This is a genomic window from Colwellia sp. MB02u-6, assembly GCF_014077095.1.
Classification (GTDB): domain Bacteria; phylum Pseudomonadota; class Gammaproteobacteria; order Enterobacterales; family Alteromonadaceae; genus Cognaticolwellia.
This window is the reverse complement of the sequence record NZ_JACGVG010000035.1, coordinates 168,384-183,215: the sequence shown is the minus strand read 5'-3', so window position 1 is coordinate 183,215 and position 14,832 is coordinate 168,384. Positions and strand designations below refer to the sequence as shown.

General features: G+C 40.1%; 14 protein-coding genes. 8 read left to right on the top strand and 6 right to left on the bottom strand.

What is annotated here, in order from left to right; all coding sequences use genetic code 11:
- The first annotated feature begins 23 nt into the window (after nucleotides 1-23).
- The 4 genes from modA to H4J46_RS10390 are packed head-to-tail and all read left to right on the top strand — an operon-like array spanning nucleotide 24 to nucleotide 3,468.
- Complete coding sequence (modA, locus tag H4J46_RS10405; protein ID WP_182233435.1) at nucleotides 24-851, top strand: molybdate ABC transporter substrate-binding protein; 828 nt, start codon at nucleotides 24-26, stop codon at nucleotides 849-851.
- Nucleotides 844-1,542 carry a molybdate ABC transporter permease subunit gene (gene modB / locus H4J46_RS10400; protein WP_182233434.1) on the top strand — a complete coding sequence of 233 codons (699 nt, stop codon included), beginning with the start codon at nucleotides 844-846 and terminating at the stop codon, nucleotides 1,540-1,542. The genes modA and modB overlap by 8 nt, the downstream gene beginning before the upstream one ends.
- On the top strand, nucleotides 1,539-2,729 hold the full coding sequence (gene modC, locus H4J46_RS10395) for a molybdenum ABC transporter ATP-binding protein (protein WP_182233433.1): 1,191 nt from the start codon (nucleotides 1,539-1,541) through the stop codon (nucleotides 2,727-2,729). The genes modB and modC overlap by 4 nt, the downstream gene beginning before the upstream one ends.
- Nucleotides 2,722-3,468 (top strand): HesA/MoeB/ThiF family protein, encoded by a 747-nt coding sequence (locus H4J46_RS10390; RefSeq protein ID WP_182233432.1) that lies wholly within the window; start codon nucleotides 2,722-2,724, stop codon nucleotides 3,466-3,468. Before modC ends, H4J46_RS10390 begins: the two co-directional genes overlap by 8 nt.
- A gap of 159 nt (nucleotides 3,469-3,627) precedes the next feature.
- Here H4J46_RS10390 and cgtA read toward each other — a convergent pair whose 3' ends face one another.
- The 3 genes from cgtA to rplU all read right to left on the bottom strand — a co-directional run bounded on the left by cgtA (nucleotide 3,628) and on the right by rplU (nucleotide 5,542).
- Nucleotides 3,628-4,788 carry an Obg family GTPase CgtA gene (cgtA, locus tag H4J46_RS10385; RefSeq protein WP_182233431.1) on the bottom strand — a complete coding sequence of 387 codons (1,161 nt, stop codon included), beginning with the start codon at nucleotides 4,786-4,788 and terminating at the stop codon, nucleotides 3,628-3,630.
- A gap of 168 nt (nucleotides 4,789-4,956) precedes the next feature.
- Nucleotides 4,957-5,214: a 50S ribosomal protein L27 gene (gene rpmA / locus H4J46_RS10380; protein WP_182233430.1), complete on the bottom strand. Its 258-nt coding sequence runs from the start codon at nucleotides 5,212-5,214 to the stop codon at nucleotides 4,957-4,959.
- A 16-nt stretch (nucleotides 5,215-5,230) separates the two neighbouring features.
- Entirely contained in the window at nucleotides 5,231-5,542 is a 312-nt protein-coding gene (rplU, locus tag H4J46_RS10375) for a 50S ribosomal protein L21 (RefSeq protein WP_077285540.1), read from the bottom strand.
- Between the two features lie 241 nt (nucleotides 5,543-5,783).
- Between rplU and ispB the strand changes: the two genes are divergently transcribed.
- The gene (gene ispB, locus H4J46_RS10370) at nucleotides 5,784-6,755 is read left to right on the top strand and encodes an octaprenyl diphosphate synthase (protein WP_182233429.1); all 972 of its coding nucleotides are present in this window, start codon (nucleotides 5,784-5,786) and stop codon (nucleotides 6,753-6,755) included.
- 138 nt (nucleotides 6,756-6,893) lie between these two features.
- On the top strand, nucleotides 6,894-7,982 hold the full coding sequence (locus H4J46_RS10365; RefSeq protein ID WP_182233428.1) for an aldose epimerase family protein: 1,089 nt from the start codon (nucleotides 6,894-6,896) through the stop codon (nucleotides 7,980-7,982).
- Between the two features lie 267 nt (nucleotides 7,983-8,249).
- On the opposite strand, the gene argR is transcribed toward H4J46_RS10365, so the two are convergent.
- The 3 genes from argR to H4J46_RS10350 form a co-directional block, all read right to left on the bottom strand.
- Nucleotides 8,250-8,729, bottom strand: a complete 480-nt coding sequence (gene argR / locus H4J46_RS10360; protein ID WP_220462994.1) for a transcriptional regulator ArgR — start codon at nucleotides 8,727-8,729, stop codon at nucleotides 8,250-8,252.
- Between the two features lie 124 nt (nucleotides 8,730-8,853).
- Entirely contained in the window at nucleotides 8,854-9,945 is a 1,092-nt protein-coding gene (locus H4J46_RS10355) for an ACP S-malonyltransferase (protein ID WP_259365792.1), read from the bottom strand.
- Entirely contained in the window at nucleotides 9,942-12,146 is a 2,205-nt protein-coding gene (locus H4J46_RS10350; RefSeq protein ID WP_182233427.1) for an alpha-ketoacid dehydrogenase subunit alpha/beta, read from the bottom strand. The genes H4J46_RS10355 and H4J46_RS10350 overlap by 4 nt, the downstream gene beginning before the upstream one ends.
- Nucleotides 12,147-12,385: 239 nt before the next feature.
- On the opposite strand from H4J46_RS10350, the gene H4J46_RS10345 reads away from it, so the two are divergent.
- Both H4J46_RS10345 and H4J46_RS10340 read left to right on the top strand, forming a co-directional pair.
- Nucleotides 12,386-13,216 (top strand): LysR family transcriptional regulator, encoded by an 831-nt coding sequence (locus H4J46_RS10345; RefSeq protein WP_182233426.1) that lies wholly within the window; start codon nucleotides 12,386-12,388, stop codon nucleotides 13,214-13,216.
- Between the two features lie 432 nt (nucleotides 13,217-13,648).
- On the top strand, nucleotides 13,649-14,752 hold the full coding sequence (locus H4J46_RS10340) for a phosphotransferase enzyme family protein (protein ID WP_182233425.1): 1,104 nt from the start codon (nucleotides 13,649-13,651) through the stop codon (nucleotides 14,750-14,752).
- The last annotated feature ends 80 nt before the right edge of the window (nucleotides 14,753-14,832 follow it).

Genomic DNA, 14,832 nt, shown 5'->3' with positions numbered 1-14,832 from the left:
CGATAGCACTCATGCAGAAGCTAATGCCAAAACTAATACAAAAGTTAAGACAAAAGTTACTCCCGCTATGCGTTATTTGGCTGGCCTTACAAGCCAGCTACGCTTGTGCACTCGACAAACCAAAACAAACTAAGCCCTTACGTATCGCGGTAGCGGCAAACTTTGCGCCTGCCCTTAAAATATTGCTGGCTAACCTACCCAACAAAGACGCTATTAACGTTCAAATGATCAGCGCAGCGACCGGTACGTTATATCTGCAAATAAAACACGGCGCACCCTTTGATTTGTTTTTATCTGCCGATTCAACGCGAGCTGAATTACTTGAACAAGAAAAGCTAATAATAGCCGACAGTCGCAGAACTTATGCCTACGGGCAAATTGCTTTGTGGTCAGCTACTCAAGCATTATCTGGCTTAAGTGAGCTTAATCATTATTCCGGTAAGTTAGCTATTGCCAATCCAGATACCGCTCCCTATGGCAAGGCTGCTGAACAGGCGTTAACAAAATTATCGCTCTGGCCGCAGGTTAAAAACAATTTAATCACCGGCATGAATATCAACCAAACCTTTCAACAAGTTCGCAGTCAAGCTGTGCCGTTTGGTATTGTGGCGTACAGCCAATTGGCCATGAATAAATATCAAGGGATCATTATTCCACCTGAATATTATCAGCCCATTGCCCAGCAATTAGTAATTATTAAATCTAGCCAACAAGTCAAATTAGCACAGCGAATTAGTGATTTTATTTTACAGAAAAATAACCAAGAGAAATTAGTCGAACTCGGTTATTTGCCGATAAAATCAATACGATTGATAGAAAAAAATAGCCAGGTCAATACACGATATGACTGATATTTCAGCCGACTTACTCGCGCTTATCACCACCTTGAAAATGGCAGCGGTGACTACAGTTATCTTGCTCATAATAGGTACGCCAATGGCGTGGTATTTAGCAAAATGGCAAAGTCGATTCAAAGTATTTTTTGAAGCCGTGGTCGCTTTACCCTTAGTATTGCCGCCAACCGTATTGGGCTTTTACTTACTGTTAGCCTTTTCACCAACCTCCTTACCAGGGCAGTTATGGCAAAGTGCTACGGGCAGCCAGCTCGCCTTTAGTTTTAGCGCCATTGTTATAGGCTCAGTACTCTATTCACTGCCCTTTGTCGTACAACCCTTACAAAAAGCTTTTGAACAGCTAGGTGAACACCACCTTGAGGCAGCAGCTATGCTGGGTGCTGGTCCGATAGATCGTTTCTTTAGTGTGGTACTACCATTAACTAAGGCCAGCTTTATTACGGCAACCGCATTAGGTTTTGCGCATACCGTGGGTGAATTTGGCGTGGTACTGATGATTGGCGGTAATATTCCTGGTGAAACGCGGGTACTATCTATCGCTTTATTCGATCATGTTGAAGCCTTTAATTACGCTAATGCCCACCTGCTCTCGGCTGGGTTATTAATGGCCTCTTTGTTACTCTTATCTTTGGTTTATTTATTGGGTAATAACTTCAATAAAAAGCAGCAAGGGGCAGAGAAACTATGAACGCAAACAAATCAAGTGATATAAGTGATGAACAGCTAACCGTTGAACAGCCCAAAAGTGCGGCCCCCTCAACATTAGCCTTGGCGTTTAAATTAACGTTTAGCCATCTTGAAATAAGCATTAAACAAAACATTAGCATTTCAGCTATTACCGGTATTTATGGCGATTCTGGCTCAGGAAAATCAAGCTTACTGCGCGTTATCGCCGGCCTTGAACTGCGAGCAAAAGGCCAAATATCATTAAATGGCACCGCGCTACAAGATAGCGACAACAAAGGTTTTATTAAAGCTGAGAAAAGACAAATTGGGCTCGTTTTTCAAGACAGTCGTTTATTTCCACACTTAAGTGTTTACCAAAATTTAGCTTATGGCGCAAAACGCCAAATCAACCGGCAACTGACTATTGAAAAGGTACTGGCGTTAACGCAATTAGACCAACTACAGCATCAAAATGTCACGCTGCTTTCTGGTGGTGAAAAACAAAGAGTATCAATTGCTAGGGCGCTATTAGCCGAGCCTAAATTATTGTTATTGGACGAGCCTTTCAGTGCCTTAGATAAAAGCACTAAATCACAAATGTTAACGATATTAAAAGCCATTCAACAACAGCTTCAGCTACCTATGCTTTATGTCAGTCACAGCTTAAGTGAGTTACAATATATCGCCAATCAATTGGTGGTATTTTCAGCAGGAAAAATAATCCAAGTAGCCCCTATTCACCAAGCGATTCACCAGCTAAACAGTCGCGGTGAAACTAGCCCTAAAACCAGTTTGTCATTAACTATTGCTGAACATTTACCTGATTACGGCCTAACTCGACTGACACTACCGGCAACAAAGAGCAAAAGCCATAATATCTACTTACCCATACTAGAACAAAGCAACAGTCAGCGCTTAATTGGTCAGCAATTACCTTGCATTATTTATGCGCGCGATATTAGCATCAATAAAACCAAACCGGAGCACAGCTCGATTGTAAATCACCTACCCGCAAGCATTAGCGTAATACAATACAACAAAACTAATGCGTTAGTGACATTGAAAACTAGCGAGCAAGAGTTTTACGCCCAAATAAGTTTATGGTCGGCAAAACGTATGGCGCTAACCACACAGTCAAAGGTGTATATTCAATTTAAAGCCAATGCCGTACATAGTTATTATTTTACGGAGCCAACACCCAATGCTTAGTAACCAAGAAAAATTACGTTTTAGCCGTCAAACCATGTTAAAAAATATTGGCGAACAAGGTCAAAAAGCCCTTAAGAATGCCAGTGTATTAATTATCGGTGTCGGTGGTTTAGGTAATCCTGCTAGTCTTTATTTAAATGCCGCCGGTGTCGGTAATATTTACTTAGCCGATGGCGACAATATTGAACTTAGCAACCTGCACCGGCAAATATTGTTTACCGAAACAGATATTGGCCAAAATAAAGCTGACACGAGTGCAGATAAGTTGCAACAGCTTAATAGTGCTACCAACATTGAAGTGCTCGATGAAATGCTTGATGCAGAACTGGCTGATTACTATCTGCCACTGGTTGATTTAGTGCTTGACTGCACCGACAACATAAACAGCCGTTATTTAATTAATCAAAAGTGTATTAAACATAAAAAACCTTTAATTATTGGTGCAGCAACAGGCTTTGACGGACAGCATATGTTTGTTAATCCAAACATCGCTGACAGCGCATGTTATCAATGTTTATTTCCTGCCAATATGAAGCCACCAGAAAACAATTGCCAAACCATCGGCATATTAGGCCCAGTACTGGCTATTATTGGTGGTATGCAAGCATTGCAAGCCATTAAGTTTTTAACTGGCCATGCAGTTGCCACAAATCAATTAAATATTTTCGATGGTTTACATAATTCGTGGCAAAAATTCACATTAAAAAAGCAAGCTAATTGCCCTATTTGCTCAGTATAAATTTTAACGGGGTATATTGAATTTTAACGAGGTATATTGAATTTCTTTGTTAATACTGGTGACTTATCAGCTAAGATAAGCCACCTTTTAACATTTTGCTTTGACGTTTAAGCCTATGGTTAGGGCTTAAACTGAACTCAGCTCAGTTTAGATCAGAACTTACTTACGATATTCAACTTCTACGTCATAATCGTCTTCATCCCAATCTTCATCATCAAGATCATCTTCGAGTTCTGCAATAGTATCTTCGTGATAGGTATCCCATTTAAACTCAACAGTTTTACCATCAACAGGTGCTTCTTCTTCTTCCGGTGGAAGGGCTTCAATAAAACCCATGACACCTTGACACAAATCGTCAGTACCCGTGCGGTTAACAGCTGAAATACTGCGAACTTCACCTGTCCAGCCTAAGCCTTCAATAACCCGCTCAGTAATTTCTTTTGCTTCTTCTTCAAGTAACAAGTCTAACTTGTTAAAGACTAACCAGCGTGGTTTACCAGCAAGCTCTGAAGAATGTGTTTCTAATTCGCCAATAATAGTTTTTGCATTCTCTAATGGGTCTGAACAATCCACTGGCATGACATCAACCACATGCAATAAAATACGACAACGTTCTAAGTGTTTTAGAAACTGTGTACCTAAACCTGCGCCGTCAGCAGCACCTTCAATTAAGCCTGGAATATCGGCAATAACGAAGCTACGTTGAGGATCTAAGCGCACAACGCCTAAATTAGGTACTAGGGTAGTAAACGGGTAGTCTGCTACTTTTGGCTTCGCGGCCGAAACACTACGAATTAAAGTGGACTTACCTGCGTTTGGTAAACCGAGTAAACCAACATCGGCAAGCAACAACAACTCAAGTCTTAAATTGCGAATTTCGCCCGGGGTACCATCAGTTTTCTGACGTGGTGCACGATTGGTACTACTTTTAAAACGTGTATTACCCAAACCATGCCAACCGCCTTTTGCTACCAGTAAAGCTTGGTCATGGTGAGTTAAATCACCGAGTTGCTCACCGGTATCAATATCTGCAGCACGTGTACCTATAGGAACTTTTAAGTACAAGTCTTCTGAGCCTCTACCGGTACAGTCACGGCTTCTGCCATTTTCACCACGTTTCGCGCGATGAAATTTTTCAAAACGGTAATCGATTAGCGTATTCCAGCTTTCATCAGCAATTAAGTAAACATCACCTCCATCACCGCCGTCGCCGCCGTTTGGTCCACCAAACTCAATAAATTTTTCTTTACGAAAACTGGCTAAACCATTACCACCGTCTCCGGCCTCTACGCGAATTTCTACTTCATCTACGAATTTCATGGTGTTTTAAAACACTCCAAAATTTTATTTTCTGCCACATATTATAAATGATTTATTTCAAATAGTTTTGAAAAATGTCATTTTTTATACAATTTGTAACGAATTACTATAAATTACCTGCAAAAAAAAACCCTGCGTAAAAGCAGGGCTTTATAAGTTTGCGTATTACTACTCAGCAACAATACTTACAAACTTGCGGTTTTTAGGACCTTTAACTTCAAATTGTACTTTACCATCAGATAAAGCAAATAGAGTGTGGTCTTTACCGATACCCATGTTGCTACCAGCGTGGAAACGAGTACCACGTTGACGAACAATAATGTTACCCGCTGAAACGGCTTCGCCGCCAAAACGCTTAACACCTAGGCGTTTAGATTCTGAATCACGACCGTTACGTGTACTACCCGCAGCTTTCTTATGTGCCATTGTAAATCGCTCCTAGTTAGCCGTTAATGCCAGTAATTTTCACTTCAGTGAACCATTGACGATGGCCCGCTTCTTTACGTGAATGCTTACGACGTTTGAATTTAACAATTTTAACTTTGTCAGCGCGACCTTGGTTTACAACCTCAGCAACAACTTTACCACCAGCAATATAAGGCGCGCCTACATTGATGCTCTCGCCATCGGCGATCATTAAAACGTTTTCGAATTCTACTGCAGCACCAATTTCAAGTTCAATTTTCTCTAAACGAACTGTTTGGCCTTCAGTTACACGATGCTGTTTACCACCGCTTTGGAATACCGCGTACATAGCTACTCCGTACTGCGTCATCATCTAGGGACGACGCTTAAATTTAAAATTATAGGGCGCGAATTCTACGCGAAGAAATCAGTCAGAGCAAGCATAAAAGTAATGATTTATTATTATTTTTACTAAACTAAAAACTTATCACTCGGAAAACTTCTATCGTCATGAATTTCGTGTAAAATTACCCCGTGAAATTACTAGTATTCTAACACTAAAGTATATCTAAGGTAACTTGTTACGTTCTATGAATATCAAAAATATCCAAGCTTTGGCTCAACAAGACATGACAGCTGTCAACGATCTTATCTTTTCAAAACTTCATTCTGATGTGGTGCTGATTAATCAATTAGGCGTTTATATTATTAATGGTGGTGGTAAGCGTATGCGTCCCCTACTCACGGTATTAGCGGCAAGAGCTATTGGCTATCAAGGCAATGAGCATTTACAACTTGCAGCAATAGTTGAGTTTATCCATACCTCAACTCTACTACATGACGACGTTGTTGATGAGTCAAATATGCGCCGAGGCCGTGAGACCGCCAATGCTATGTTTGGTAACAGCGCGAGTGTCTTAGTAGGTGATTTTTTGTATTCTCGCTCATTTCAAATGATGAGTGAGTTACGTAACTTAAACATCATGGATATTTTATCCGATGCAACCAATATCATTGCTGAAGGTGAAGTACTGCAATTAATGAATTGTAATGACCCCGATACCACAGAAGATAGCTACATGAAGGTTATTTACTGCAAAACAGCTAAATTATTTGAAGCCGCCACGCGACTTGCTGCGGTCATTGCCAAACAAGATCAAGCAACAGAAACCGCCATGCTAAATTATGGTAAACATTTAGGTACTGCCTTTCAGCTTGTTGACGACATTATGGATTATACCGCTGATGCACAAGCCATGGGCAAAAATGTTGGCGATGATCTTGCCGAAGGTAAGCCTACTCTGCCACTTTTATATGCTATGGAACATGGCAATGAACAACAAAAAAGTATGATCCGCAGCGCGATTGAGCATGGCGATGGTATGGAGCATTTAGACGATATACTCGCCGCCATGAAAGAAACTGGCGCTTTAGTCTATACCCAAGATAAAGCCGAGCAAGAGGCGGATAAAGCCATTAATGCGATTGCCATACTGCCTGAGTCACAATACAAACAAGCCTTAATTTCATTAGCCCATATAGCTGCTAATCGCAGCCATTAAGTCTCTGGCCAAAAAAACAACAGTTGGTTTATAACTAACTGTTGTTTATATTTATTCCTTAAGATAATTTTGTAGCACTAGTAAAGCCATAAAAATATTTGCTATAGTCTTCTTATTATTTTTGATAGCAGTATAAACATGTCAACCCAGCCCAAAATTAACCGCCTAAGCATTACTCAGCGCGCCTTTGGCACTTTAAGTAATGGCGAAAGCGCAACACTTTTTACCTTATCAAATACTCACGGTGTTCGAGTAAAAATCAGTAATTACGGCGGTATTATTGTTGCTTTGGAAACCTTAGATAAAAATGCTATTTCAAGCGATATTGTCTTGGGTTACGATGACATTACAGCCTATGAAAATGACCCTTATTATTTAGGTGCTATTATTGGCCGTTATGCCGGTAGAATAGATCAAGGACTATTGTCTATTGATGATAAAACTTATCAGCTTGATATCAATAATAATGACAGTCAGCTTCATGGCGGTCACAAGGCGCTAAACAAAAAACTCTGGCTGGCAACAACTGAAAGTTCGGCTGAAAAAGTCAGTTTAATACTCAAACATACCAGTCCTGATGGTGACAACGGTTTTCCGGGTAATGTCCAGTTCAAAGTAAAATATAGCCTTAATTGTCGCAACGAACTAGCCGTGGAATACTTTGCCAATACCGATAAAACCACCGTAATTAACTTAACTCAGCATAGCTATTTCAACCTCGCAGGGCATAAATCTGGTGATATCTATCAGCACCAGATTCAAATAAACGCTGATTATTTTTTACCGATGAATGAAAATATTTACCCAACAGGTGAAGTTAGAGCCGTGCTAAATAGCGCGCACGACTTCAGTCAGTTATCTGCTTTAGGTAAAAACATTAACTCAAACGATGAACAAGTGATTATCGCTAAAGGATACGACAATTATTGGTTAAGCAATGATAATGTTATCAGTGGTGAAACATTTGCAGCAAGAGCATTTGAACCTAACTCAGGCCGGCAATTAACTATGTATAGCGCTCAGCCTTGCTTGATTTTATACACAGCTAATTACATTGATGGCAGCGAAACAGGTAAAGAACACTGCGTTTATCAACAACATTCAGCCTTTTGTTTTGAACCACAAAACTTGGCTACCCGTATTAACGGCGCTAATATCAACAACACCATAGTGCGGCCAGAACAGCCTTTTTATAGCCAAACTCGCTTTGTATTTGAAACGGTTTAACGTGAATTACCTATGCATCAGTGCTTGTTGTGGATTCGTGTTTACACCATCGAATAGACGGTTAGTTATGATGGATTATCAAGCTGAATATTCTTCTAAATCAAGATGAAGGACTAAAGTCCAACCTACAACGAGCCTACAAAAACTGCTCACTAGGCTTATCGCTACTTTCTGCTAACTGATAGCTCAGAACTGACAGCTTAAAACTATTTTCAGTTCGCATTTATACCTGTCAGGTTACACTAGCATCTAATTCAATATATTAAACTATTGCGTTGAAACACCTAACAACAAACTAATATCTCTGGTTATTTCATCAATGCGATTAATATCTGTAGGTGCAATAAATATGGTGTCGTCACCTGCTAGCGTACCTAAAATACCGGTTGATTCACCTAGACTATCTAGCATTCTTGAAATTAATGGTGCGCCACCAATCCCTGTTTTTAAAATAATCTGCATATTATTATGTTTGACACTGATCACCACAGATTGAATAGCTTGCTTTGATTTTGGTACGGCTAACTCATCTGGCAGAATATAGACCACTTGATCATTCGCATTTCGCATTTTCACTGCGCCAAGTTTAGATAACAAACGGGAAATCTTTGCCTGCGACATGTTCTTAAAGCCTTGCTCGGCCAAGGCCTCAGCAAGTTGACTTTGTGAGCCATAGCACTGTTCTTTTAGTAATGCTTTAAACGCGAATACTAACTCTGCTTCATTTTTTTTACGGCTTGTGATCATTAATTAACTCGAAACGGAAATTGCTTTTGTCTATTGTATAAAATAAATATTTTTTCGGCTATTTTATTTTACATCAAAATTGTAAACGCTATTTAGCTTGAAATAATACCTGTCGACATAAGGCTTATTTTACAACCTTTTTACGTTGTTCTGCTAAACCCATAGCGAGTATAAAGGCATCTTGTTTTTGCTGAGCGATAAAGTCAAGCTTACTTTCTAAGTTAAGCCAATGATGACTGATCAAGCTTTGCGCTACAGCACCGCCTAAGGTCGCACCTGGGCCTAAAATAATCAGCTTATCTGGCGCAAACTCTTTAATGGCCACTTCTATCGCTTTTGAAAAGTTATAAGGCTCAACCACTTGGGTAGCAAGCGTGTAGTGATATAACTGCTCAGCATCACAACTATAAGGTTGCCATACTTGTCCTAAACCATCAATTAACGGTATTTCAGGAGCATTAAACAGTTCAGCTGACATTAAAGACATCGCACGTTTTGAGACATTATCAAGCAGCGGTGTATGAAAAGCCGCATGGTTAAACAAATGCATGGGGTAGCGGTCTTGCATCTCAGGTAGTAAATGCTCTAAGGCTTTTAAACCCGCTTTATTACCACCAAAAACAAGGTAGCCACCGAGCTTAATTGACAGATAAACTTCACAATCACTTTGTTGATTTGCCTGTGCCAAGCATTGCATTACTTTTTGCTCTTGCGCTGGATCAACTTGCCAATCATCGTTAATGATCGGGTAAATCATTTGCCCGCCAATAAGCCCTTTTGTCATCATCGAGCCCATAGTATTAATTAACTCGATAGCTTTATCTGGTTTTAAAGCGCCGGCAACCGCTAACGCGATATACCAACCCATAGAGTTTCCTGTCACCGCGACAATATCAAACTGGTCTTTATTAATCGCTTGAAAGTCTGCTAGCGCACAAGCATAAATAAGCGCAGAGGCATTTTCACCCGCCGTATGTGTACGCATGCTGTAATTTTCCATACCGTCAAGTTCAGCGACTTTTATTTGCCCTTCGCGCTCACGAAAATCATCAATTAATGAAATTATTTCAGTTTTATCACTATGTAAACGCTGTAAATAACCTAGCTCTTCTTTATTGTAGGTACCACGACCAGGACAAATAACTACCACTCTTTGCTTGCTGTTATACATTTTTTTTACGCTTTTTTTAGCGCTATTGTTAACTGACGAACTCATTGGCAAATCTCCTTGGCAGCATCGACAATATTTTCCACCGATGGCAACACTTCATAAGCCGCTGCGCCAAGAGGAATAAAGCTGTCGCTGGCGGTAACACGTTTGATTTTAGTGTCGTTGCTGGCTTGTTCATGAATTAAGGTCACTAAGGCTTCGCTAATGGATCCCGTTTGACGACATTCATCGACAATAAGCACCTGCTCACAAGCATTTACTTGCGCCAAAATACCTTGTTCATCTAGCGGTGCTAACCAACGTAAATCAACCACACGCGCCTCAATGCCCTGCTTGGCTAGTTTTGCTTGTGCTTGGCGAGATAAATAGTTGCCATTACCATAAGTTAAAATACACACTTGCTTACCTGAGCCTGCAACCTTAACGCCCAAATCAATACTCTTGTCTGCCAATGCTGGCGTTTGGTATTCAAAAGTCCATAAGCCATCACCTTCTTGATGTAAATCTTTCGCCATATATAAGGCTATTGGCTCTAAAAATATCACCATGCGTTGCTGCTCTTGTGCTAAGCGCACACTGGCACGCATCATTTCAACCGCATCTGCGCCATTTGACGGACAAGCAATAATCAACCCAGGAATATCACGAAATACAGCAAAAGAGTTATCATTATGAAAATGACCACCAAAACCTTTTTGGTAAGCTAAACCTGCAATGCGGATCACCATAGGGTTAGTAAACTGGCCATTAGAGAAAAACGGTAAGGTGGCTGCTTCACCACGAATTTGATCTTCAGCGTTATGCACATAAGCTAAAAATTGAATTTCAGGGATAGGTAAAAAACCGTTATGCGCTAAACCAATTGCTGTACCTAAAATTGTTTGCTCATCTAATAAGGTATTGATCACTCGGTTCTTGCTAAAACGTTCGCATAGTTTAGCCGTAACGTTATAAACACCACCTTTTTTGCCAATATCTTCACCGCACATCACAATATTGGGGTATTCAGCCATCAAATCCATTAATGTCCAATTAATCAATTTGGCTAAATGCTGTTTTTTAGGCAGATTATGTTGCTCATGCTTAAAAATTTCTTTGCGGGTTTCCTCGCTGACCGCGATTGAACTTGGTGCTTTATGAACCTGAGGGACAATGCTCGCCATTATCGCCTTAGCGCTAGTTAGCTTGTCTTTGCTAGCGGCATTTTCAGCGATTACCGCAATGCGACCTTCAATATCTTGGTAAATTTCAATCAGCTCTTCTGGGTTTAATAGATTGTTTTCTAATATAATGCGCGCTGTGTGTAATAGTGGGTCTTGAAATTCTGTTGCGGTAATATCGGCCATATCACGGTAAACAAACTCAGCATCAGACCCCGCATGGCCGAGTATACGCACGGTGCGAATATGTAAAAACACCGGCTTACGTAATTCTCGAGCAATACGTTCCGCTTTTTTGGCGGTTTGGTAAGTATCTAAAATATTCAAGCCATCACAATAGAGATAAGTTAAACCGGCTCTGTTTTCATAATTAGCCGCAATCCAACCTTCTGGGGTTGCAGTTGAAATACCAATGCCATTATCTTCACAGACAAAAACAATCGGCATAGGAATCGACTGATAGGCCGCCCAAGCTGTGCTATTAATTGCCCCTTGTGTAGTGGAATGGTTCGATGAAGCATCGCCAAAATTACAAATAATCACGCCATCATTGGGAATTTCGCCTTGATGGGCTAAACGCTCTGCTAGCGGAATACTAAAAGCAGCACCCATGGCTTTGGGTAAATGTGATGCTATGGTGCTAGTTTGTGGCGGAATAGCGAGTGCTTTACTACCGAGCACCTTATGACGACCACCAGAAATAGGGTCATCTTTTGAGGCCGCAAATGACAATAGCATGTCGTATAAAATGGTTTGTCCAGGCACTTGCTTACTACGCTGTATAACAAACGCGGCACTGCGATAATGTAGAAAGGCCATATCTGTCGGGCGAAATGCCTTGGCATAAGCGGCATTGCCCTCATGGCCAGAGCTACCAATAGTATAAAAACTTTGACCTTTTTTCTGCATCACGCGTGACTGCAAATCAAGGTGGCGACTCATGACTTGCGTTTCAAATAGGTCAATCACTTCAGCTGAACTTAGTCCGACATCATTAGGGCTTAAAGCACAACTTGATTCAGGTAACGTTCGTGCTCGAACAAAATGGATAAAGTTTTCATTCACCAATTGATTGCGATCAGACATCATATCTCCACGGGGATAGTTGTTATTTTTGTGGTTTAAAATTAGTCTTGTAAGACTATTTAAGCTATCAAACAAACGCTAAAACAAAGTATGTAAAACAAAGCACAAAAATAATAAGCAAAAACCAGCCAAAGTTAAAATATTCTTTTCCTTTATCTGCTATAGTTTTTTCCTATACCGATTCTGATAACGTTACCAATAACGATAACGATAACGGCACTAAGGTAACTAAGATTATTATGGATTTAAAATCACTGAATTATTTTATTGCCGTCTATGAGTTAAAAAGCTTTAGTGCGGCGGCAAAAACCTGCTTTATTGCCCAACCGTCAATATCGGCAGCAATAGCGCAATTAGAGCAACAACTTAGTGTGCAACTTTTTATTCGTCATGCTCGTGGTGTAACGCCGTCAGAGCAAGGGGAAAAACTTTTTCCGTTAGCCAAGCAACTGCTAGGACAAGCGGGGGCAATCAAAAATGTCTTTTCAGAAAAAACTGATAAACAGCCGTTTAACTTAGGCGTAACCCGAGGTTTAGGTGTTGAGCGCATGAGCCTGCTATTAAAAGATTTTACCTCAGCCAATCCTTTGGTTGAGCTGACCTTAGTCCCTCATACCGATAAAGTTGATGCGCGTATTATTTTAAAAGACGAACTCCATGATAGTGAACAATATATCAATATGTGGCAAGAAGACTACTTGCTGGTATTGCCTTACGACCACGTATTAGCACTCAAGGATACCGTAACGTTAAAGCAGCTCGATGGCTTACCTTTTATTCAACGCACACCCTGCAGTGCTTGGAATAACTTACAAGACACTTTAGCGCTGGCGGGTATTAGTCTTGATGTGCGAGCAAAAATTACCACCATAGATTATGCACTGGGTTTGGTACATGCCGGTTTAGGTTGTGCCTTTTTACCGGCACATAGTGAAATTATTAAGCGCAGTGACGTAGTGTTTAGACCGATAGTTGGCTTACAACTGACTAGAGAAATTGTCCTCGCCTATGCAAAATCATATGAAGCTATCGATAATTTAAAGCGTTTAGCGCGTAAACATGCACACTAGCCTTGGTTATCTGCTTGTTTTCTCACTGTAAAAATAAGAAACATCTCACAGAGAGAAAAGCATGTGGACTGCCGGAGGTAAAGCACGGCAAATATAAAGTGCTTTCGCCTTTAACATAACACCCCCGCAGCCCTGCAATATATTAAATTTTTCTCCTTGTTTCCTCCCTGTAAAAAAAAGAAACATCTCACAGGAAGAAAAGAATGAAGACGGTCGGAGGTCAAGCACGGTAAATATAAAGGCAAAAAGTTAACTGTTACTAGCTTGGCCTCGCTTTTCTTAAATACTAATAGCAAATGAAGACTTTTAATCTTGGCAACTATCTCTTAATATGTCAGTAACTTAAAATGTCGAACGCTTAATATGTGCAACTCTTTATGTAGATAAGGTTTCGCGTATTTATAGCGTCTTATCGTCAATAATAAACATCCTATGACTTCAGCCTTACCTCATAAATTAATCGCACAAGTATTAGCACAATTTGGTTATGCTATAGAAAATTGTAAAATCACTTTGCTCGGCAATGGCCTGATCAATAACACTTACTTAGTCCAAACACTTGATAAAAAATTTGTTTTACAACATTTAAATCAACAAGTTTTTAATGCTCCACTGCAGGTAACTGATAATGCTGACCTGATTAGCGCATACTTAAAAATTCAGTCTGACAATAAAAACTATCCTTTAACACCGGTTTATCAGCTGCGCAGTATAGATAATAAAAACCATGTTAAAGTACAAGAACAATATTGGCGTTGCCTGCATTATATTCCCCAGTGTTATACCCTAGAGTCAATAACTAGCGTCGAGCAAGCCAGTGCAGTGGCTGGCGCATTTGCAAAATTTACTGCCGCACTCAGTGATTTTAACAGTGAAGAATTAGCTGAAGTCATTGCACATTTTCATGACTTATCCATACGAATAAAACAATTTCAACAAGCACTAGCAAGCGCTGAAGATACACTATTAGTAAATGCTCGGACAAGTATTGCCTTTATTAAATCTCAGCAAAGTTTTATCGACAGTATCGCTGAAATCACTAAAAAATTGCCCTTACGTGTTACCCATAACGACACTAAAATTAACAATCTACTTTTTAGCAAAACAACCAAGCAGCCCGTTGCAGTGATTGATCTAGATACCTGTATGCCAGGTTATGTGATGCATGATTTTGGCGATATGGTACGCAGCTGTTGTCCGTCAATTGCCGAAGATAGTGCTGAACTCGATAATATGAGCGTTAATTTTGAGATATTAACCGCGTTAACCAACGCTTACATTGGGGGTTTTAATGGCTCGCTCAGCGAAACTGAACGCAGAAGTTTAATCCTTGGTATTAAATTGATGCCGTTTATGCTCAGTATTCGATTTTTAACTGACTTTTTAAATGGTGATCAGTACTTTAAAACCACTTACGCCAGCCACAATTTAGTCCGAGCAAAAAATCAATTACAGCTTTATCGCTTGTTTTGCCAACAAGAAGCACTATTAACTAAAATAGTGTTATCAGCGCCCACATCGAACACACTCGGATAAAATAAAAAAGGCACCCTACTGTTATAGAGGGTGCCTTTTTTATTTATAGGGCTATTTAATCACTCTTTTAAAAGCGCTTT

Coding starts and splice junctions, on each gene's coding strand:
- rpmA (WP_182233430.1), bottom strand. CDS start 5,214: ATGGCACATAAGAAAGCTGCGGGTAGTACACGTAACGGTCGTGATTCA.
- H4J46_RS10355 (WP_259365792.1), bottom strand. CDS start 9,945: ATGAGTTCGTCAGTTAACAATAGCGCTAAAAAAAGCGTAAAAAAAATG.
- modA (WP_182233435.1), top strand. CDS start 24: ATGCCAAAACTAATACAAAAGTTAAGACAAAAGTTACTCCCGCTATGC.
- argR (WP_220462994.1), bottom strand. CDS start 8,729: ATGATCACAAGCCGTAAAAAAAATGAAGCAGAGTTAGTATTCGCGTTT.
- cgtA (WP_182233431.1), bottom strand. CDS start 4,788: ATGAAATTCGTAGATGAAGTAGAAATTCGCGTAGAGGCCGGAGACGGT.
- H4J46_RS10345 (WP_182233426.1), top strand. CDS start 12,386: ATGGATTTAAAATCACTGAATTATTTTATTGCCGTCTATGAGTTAAAA.
- rplU (WP_077285540.1), bottom strand. CDS start 5,542: ATGTACGCGGTATTCCAAAGCGGTGGTAAACAGCATCGTGTAACTGAA.
- ispB (WP_182233429.1), top strand. CDS start 5,784: ATGAATATCAAAAATATCCAAGCTTTGGCTCAACAAGACATGACAGCT.
- H4J46_RS10350 (WP_182233427.1), bottom strand. CDS start 12,146: ATGTCTGATCGCAATCAATTGGTGAATGAAAACTTTATCCATTTTGTT.
- modB (WP_182233434.1), top strand. CDS start 844: ATGACTGATATTTCAGCCGACTTACTCGCGCTTATCACCACCTTGAAA.
- H4J46_RS10390 (WP_182233432.1), top strand. CDS start 2,722: ATGCTTAGTAACCAAGAAAAATTACGTTTTAGCCGTCAAACCATGTTA.
- H4J46_RS10340 (WP_182233425.1), top strand. CDS start 13,649: ATGACTTCAGCCTTACCTCATAAATTAATCGCACAAGTATTAGCACAA.
- modC (WP_182233433.1), top strand. CDS start 1,539: ATGAACGCAAACAAATCAAGTGATATAAGTGATGAACAGCTAACCGTT.
- H4J46_RS10365 (WP_182233428.1), top strand. CDS start 6,894: ATGTCAACCCAGCCCAAAATTAACCGCCTAAGCATTACTCAGCGCGCC.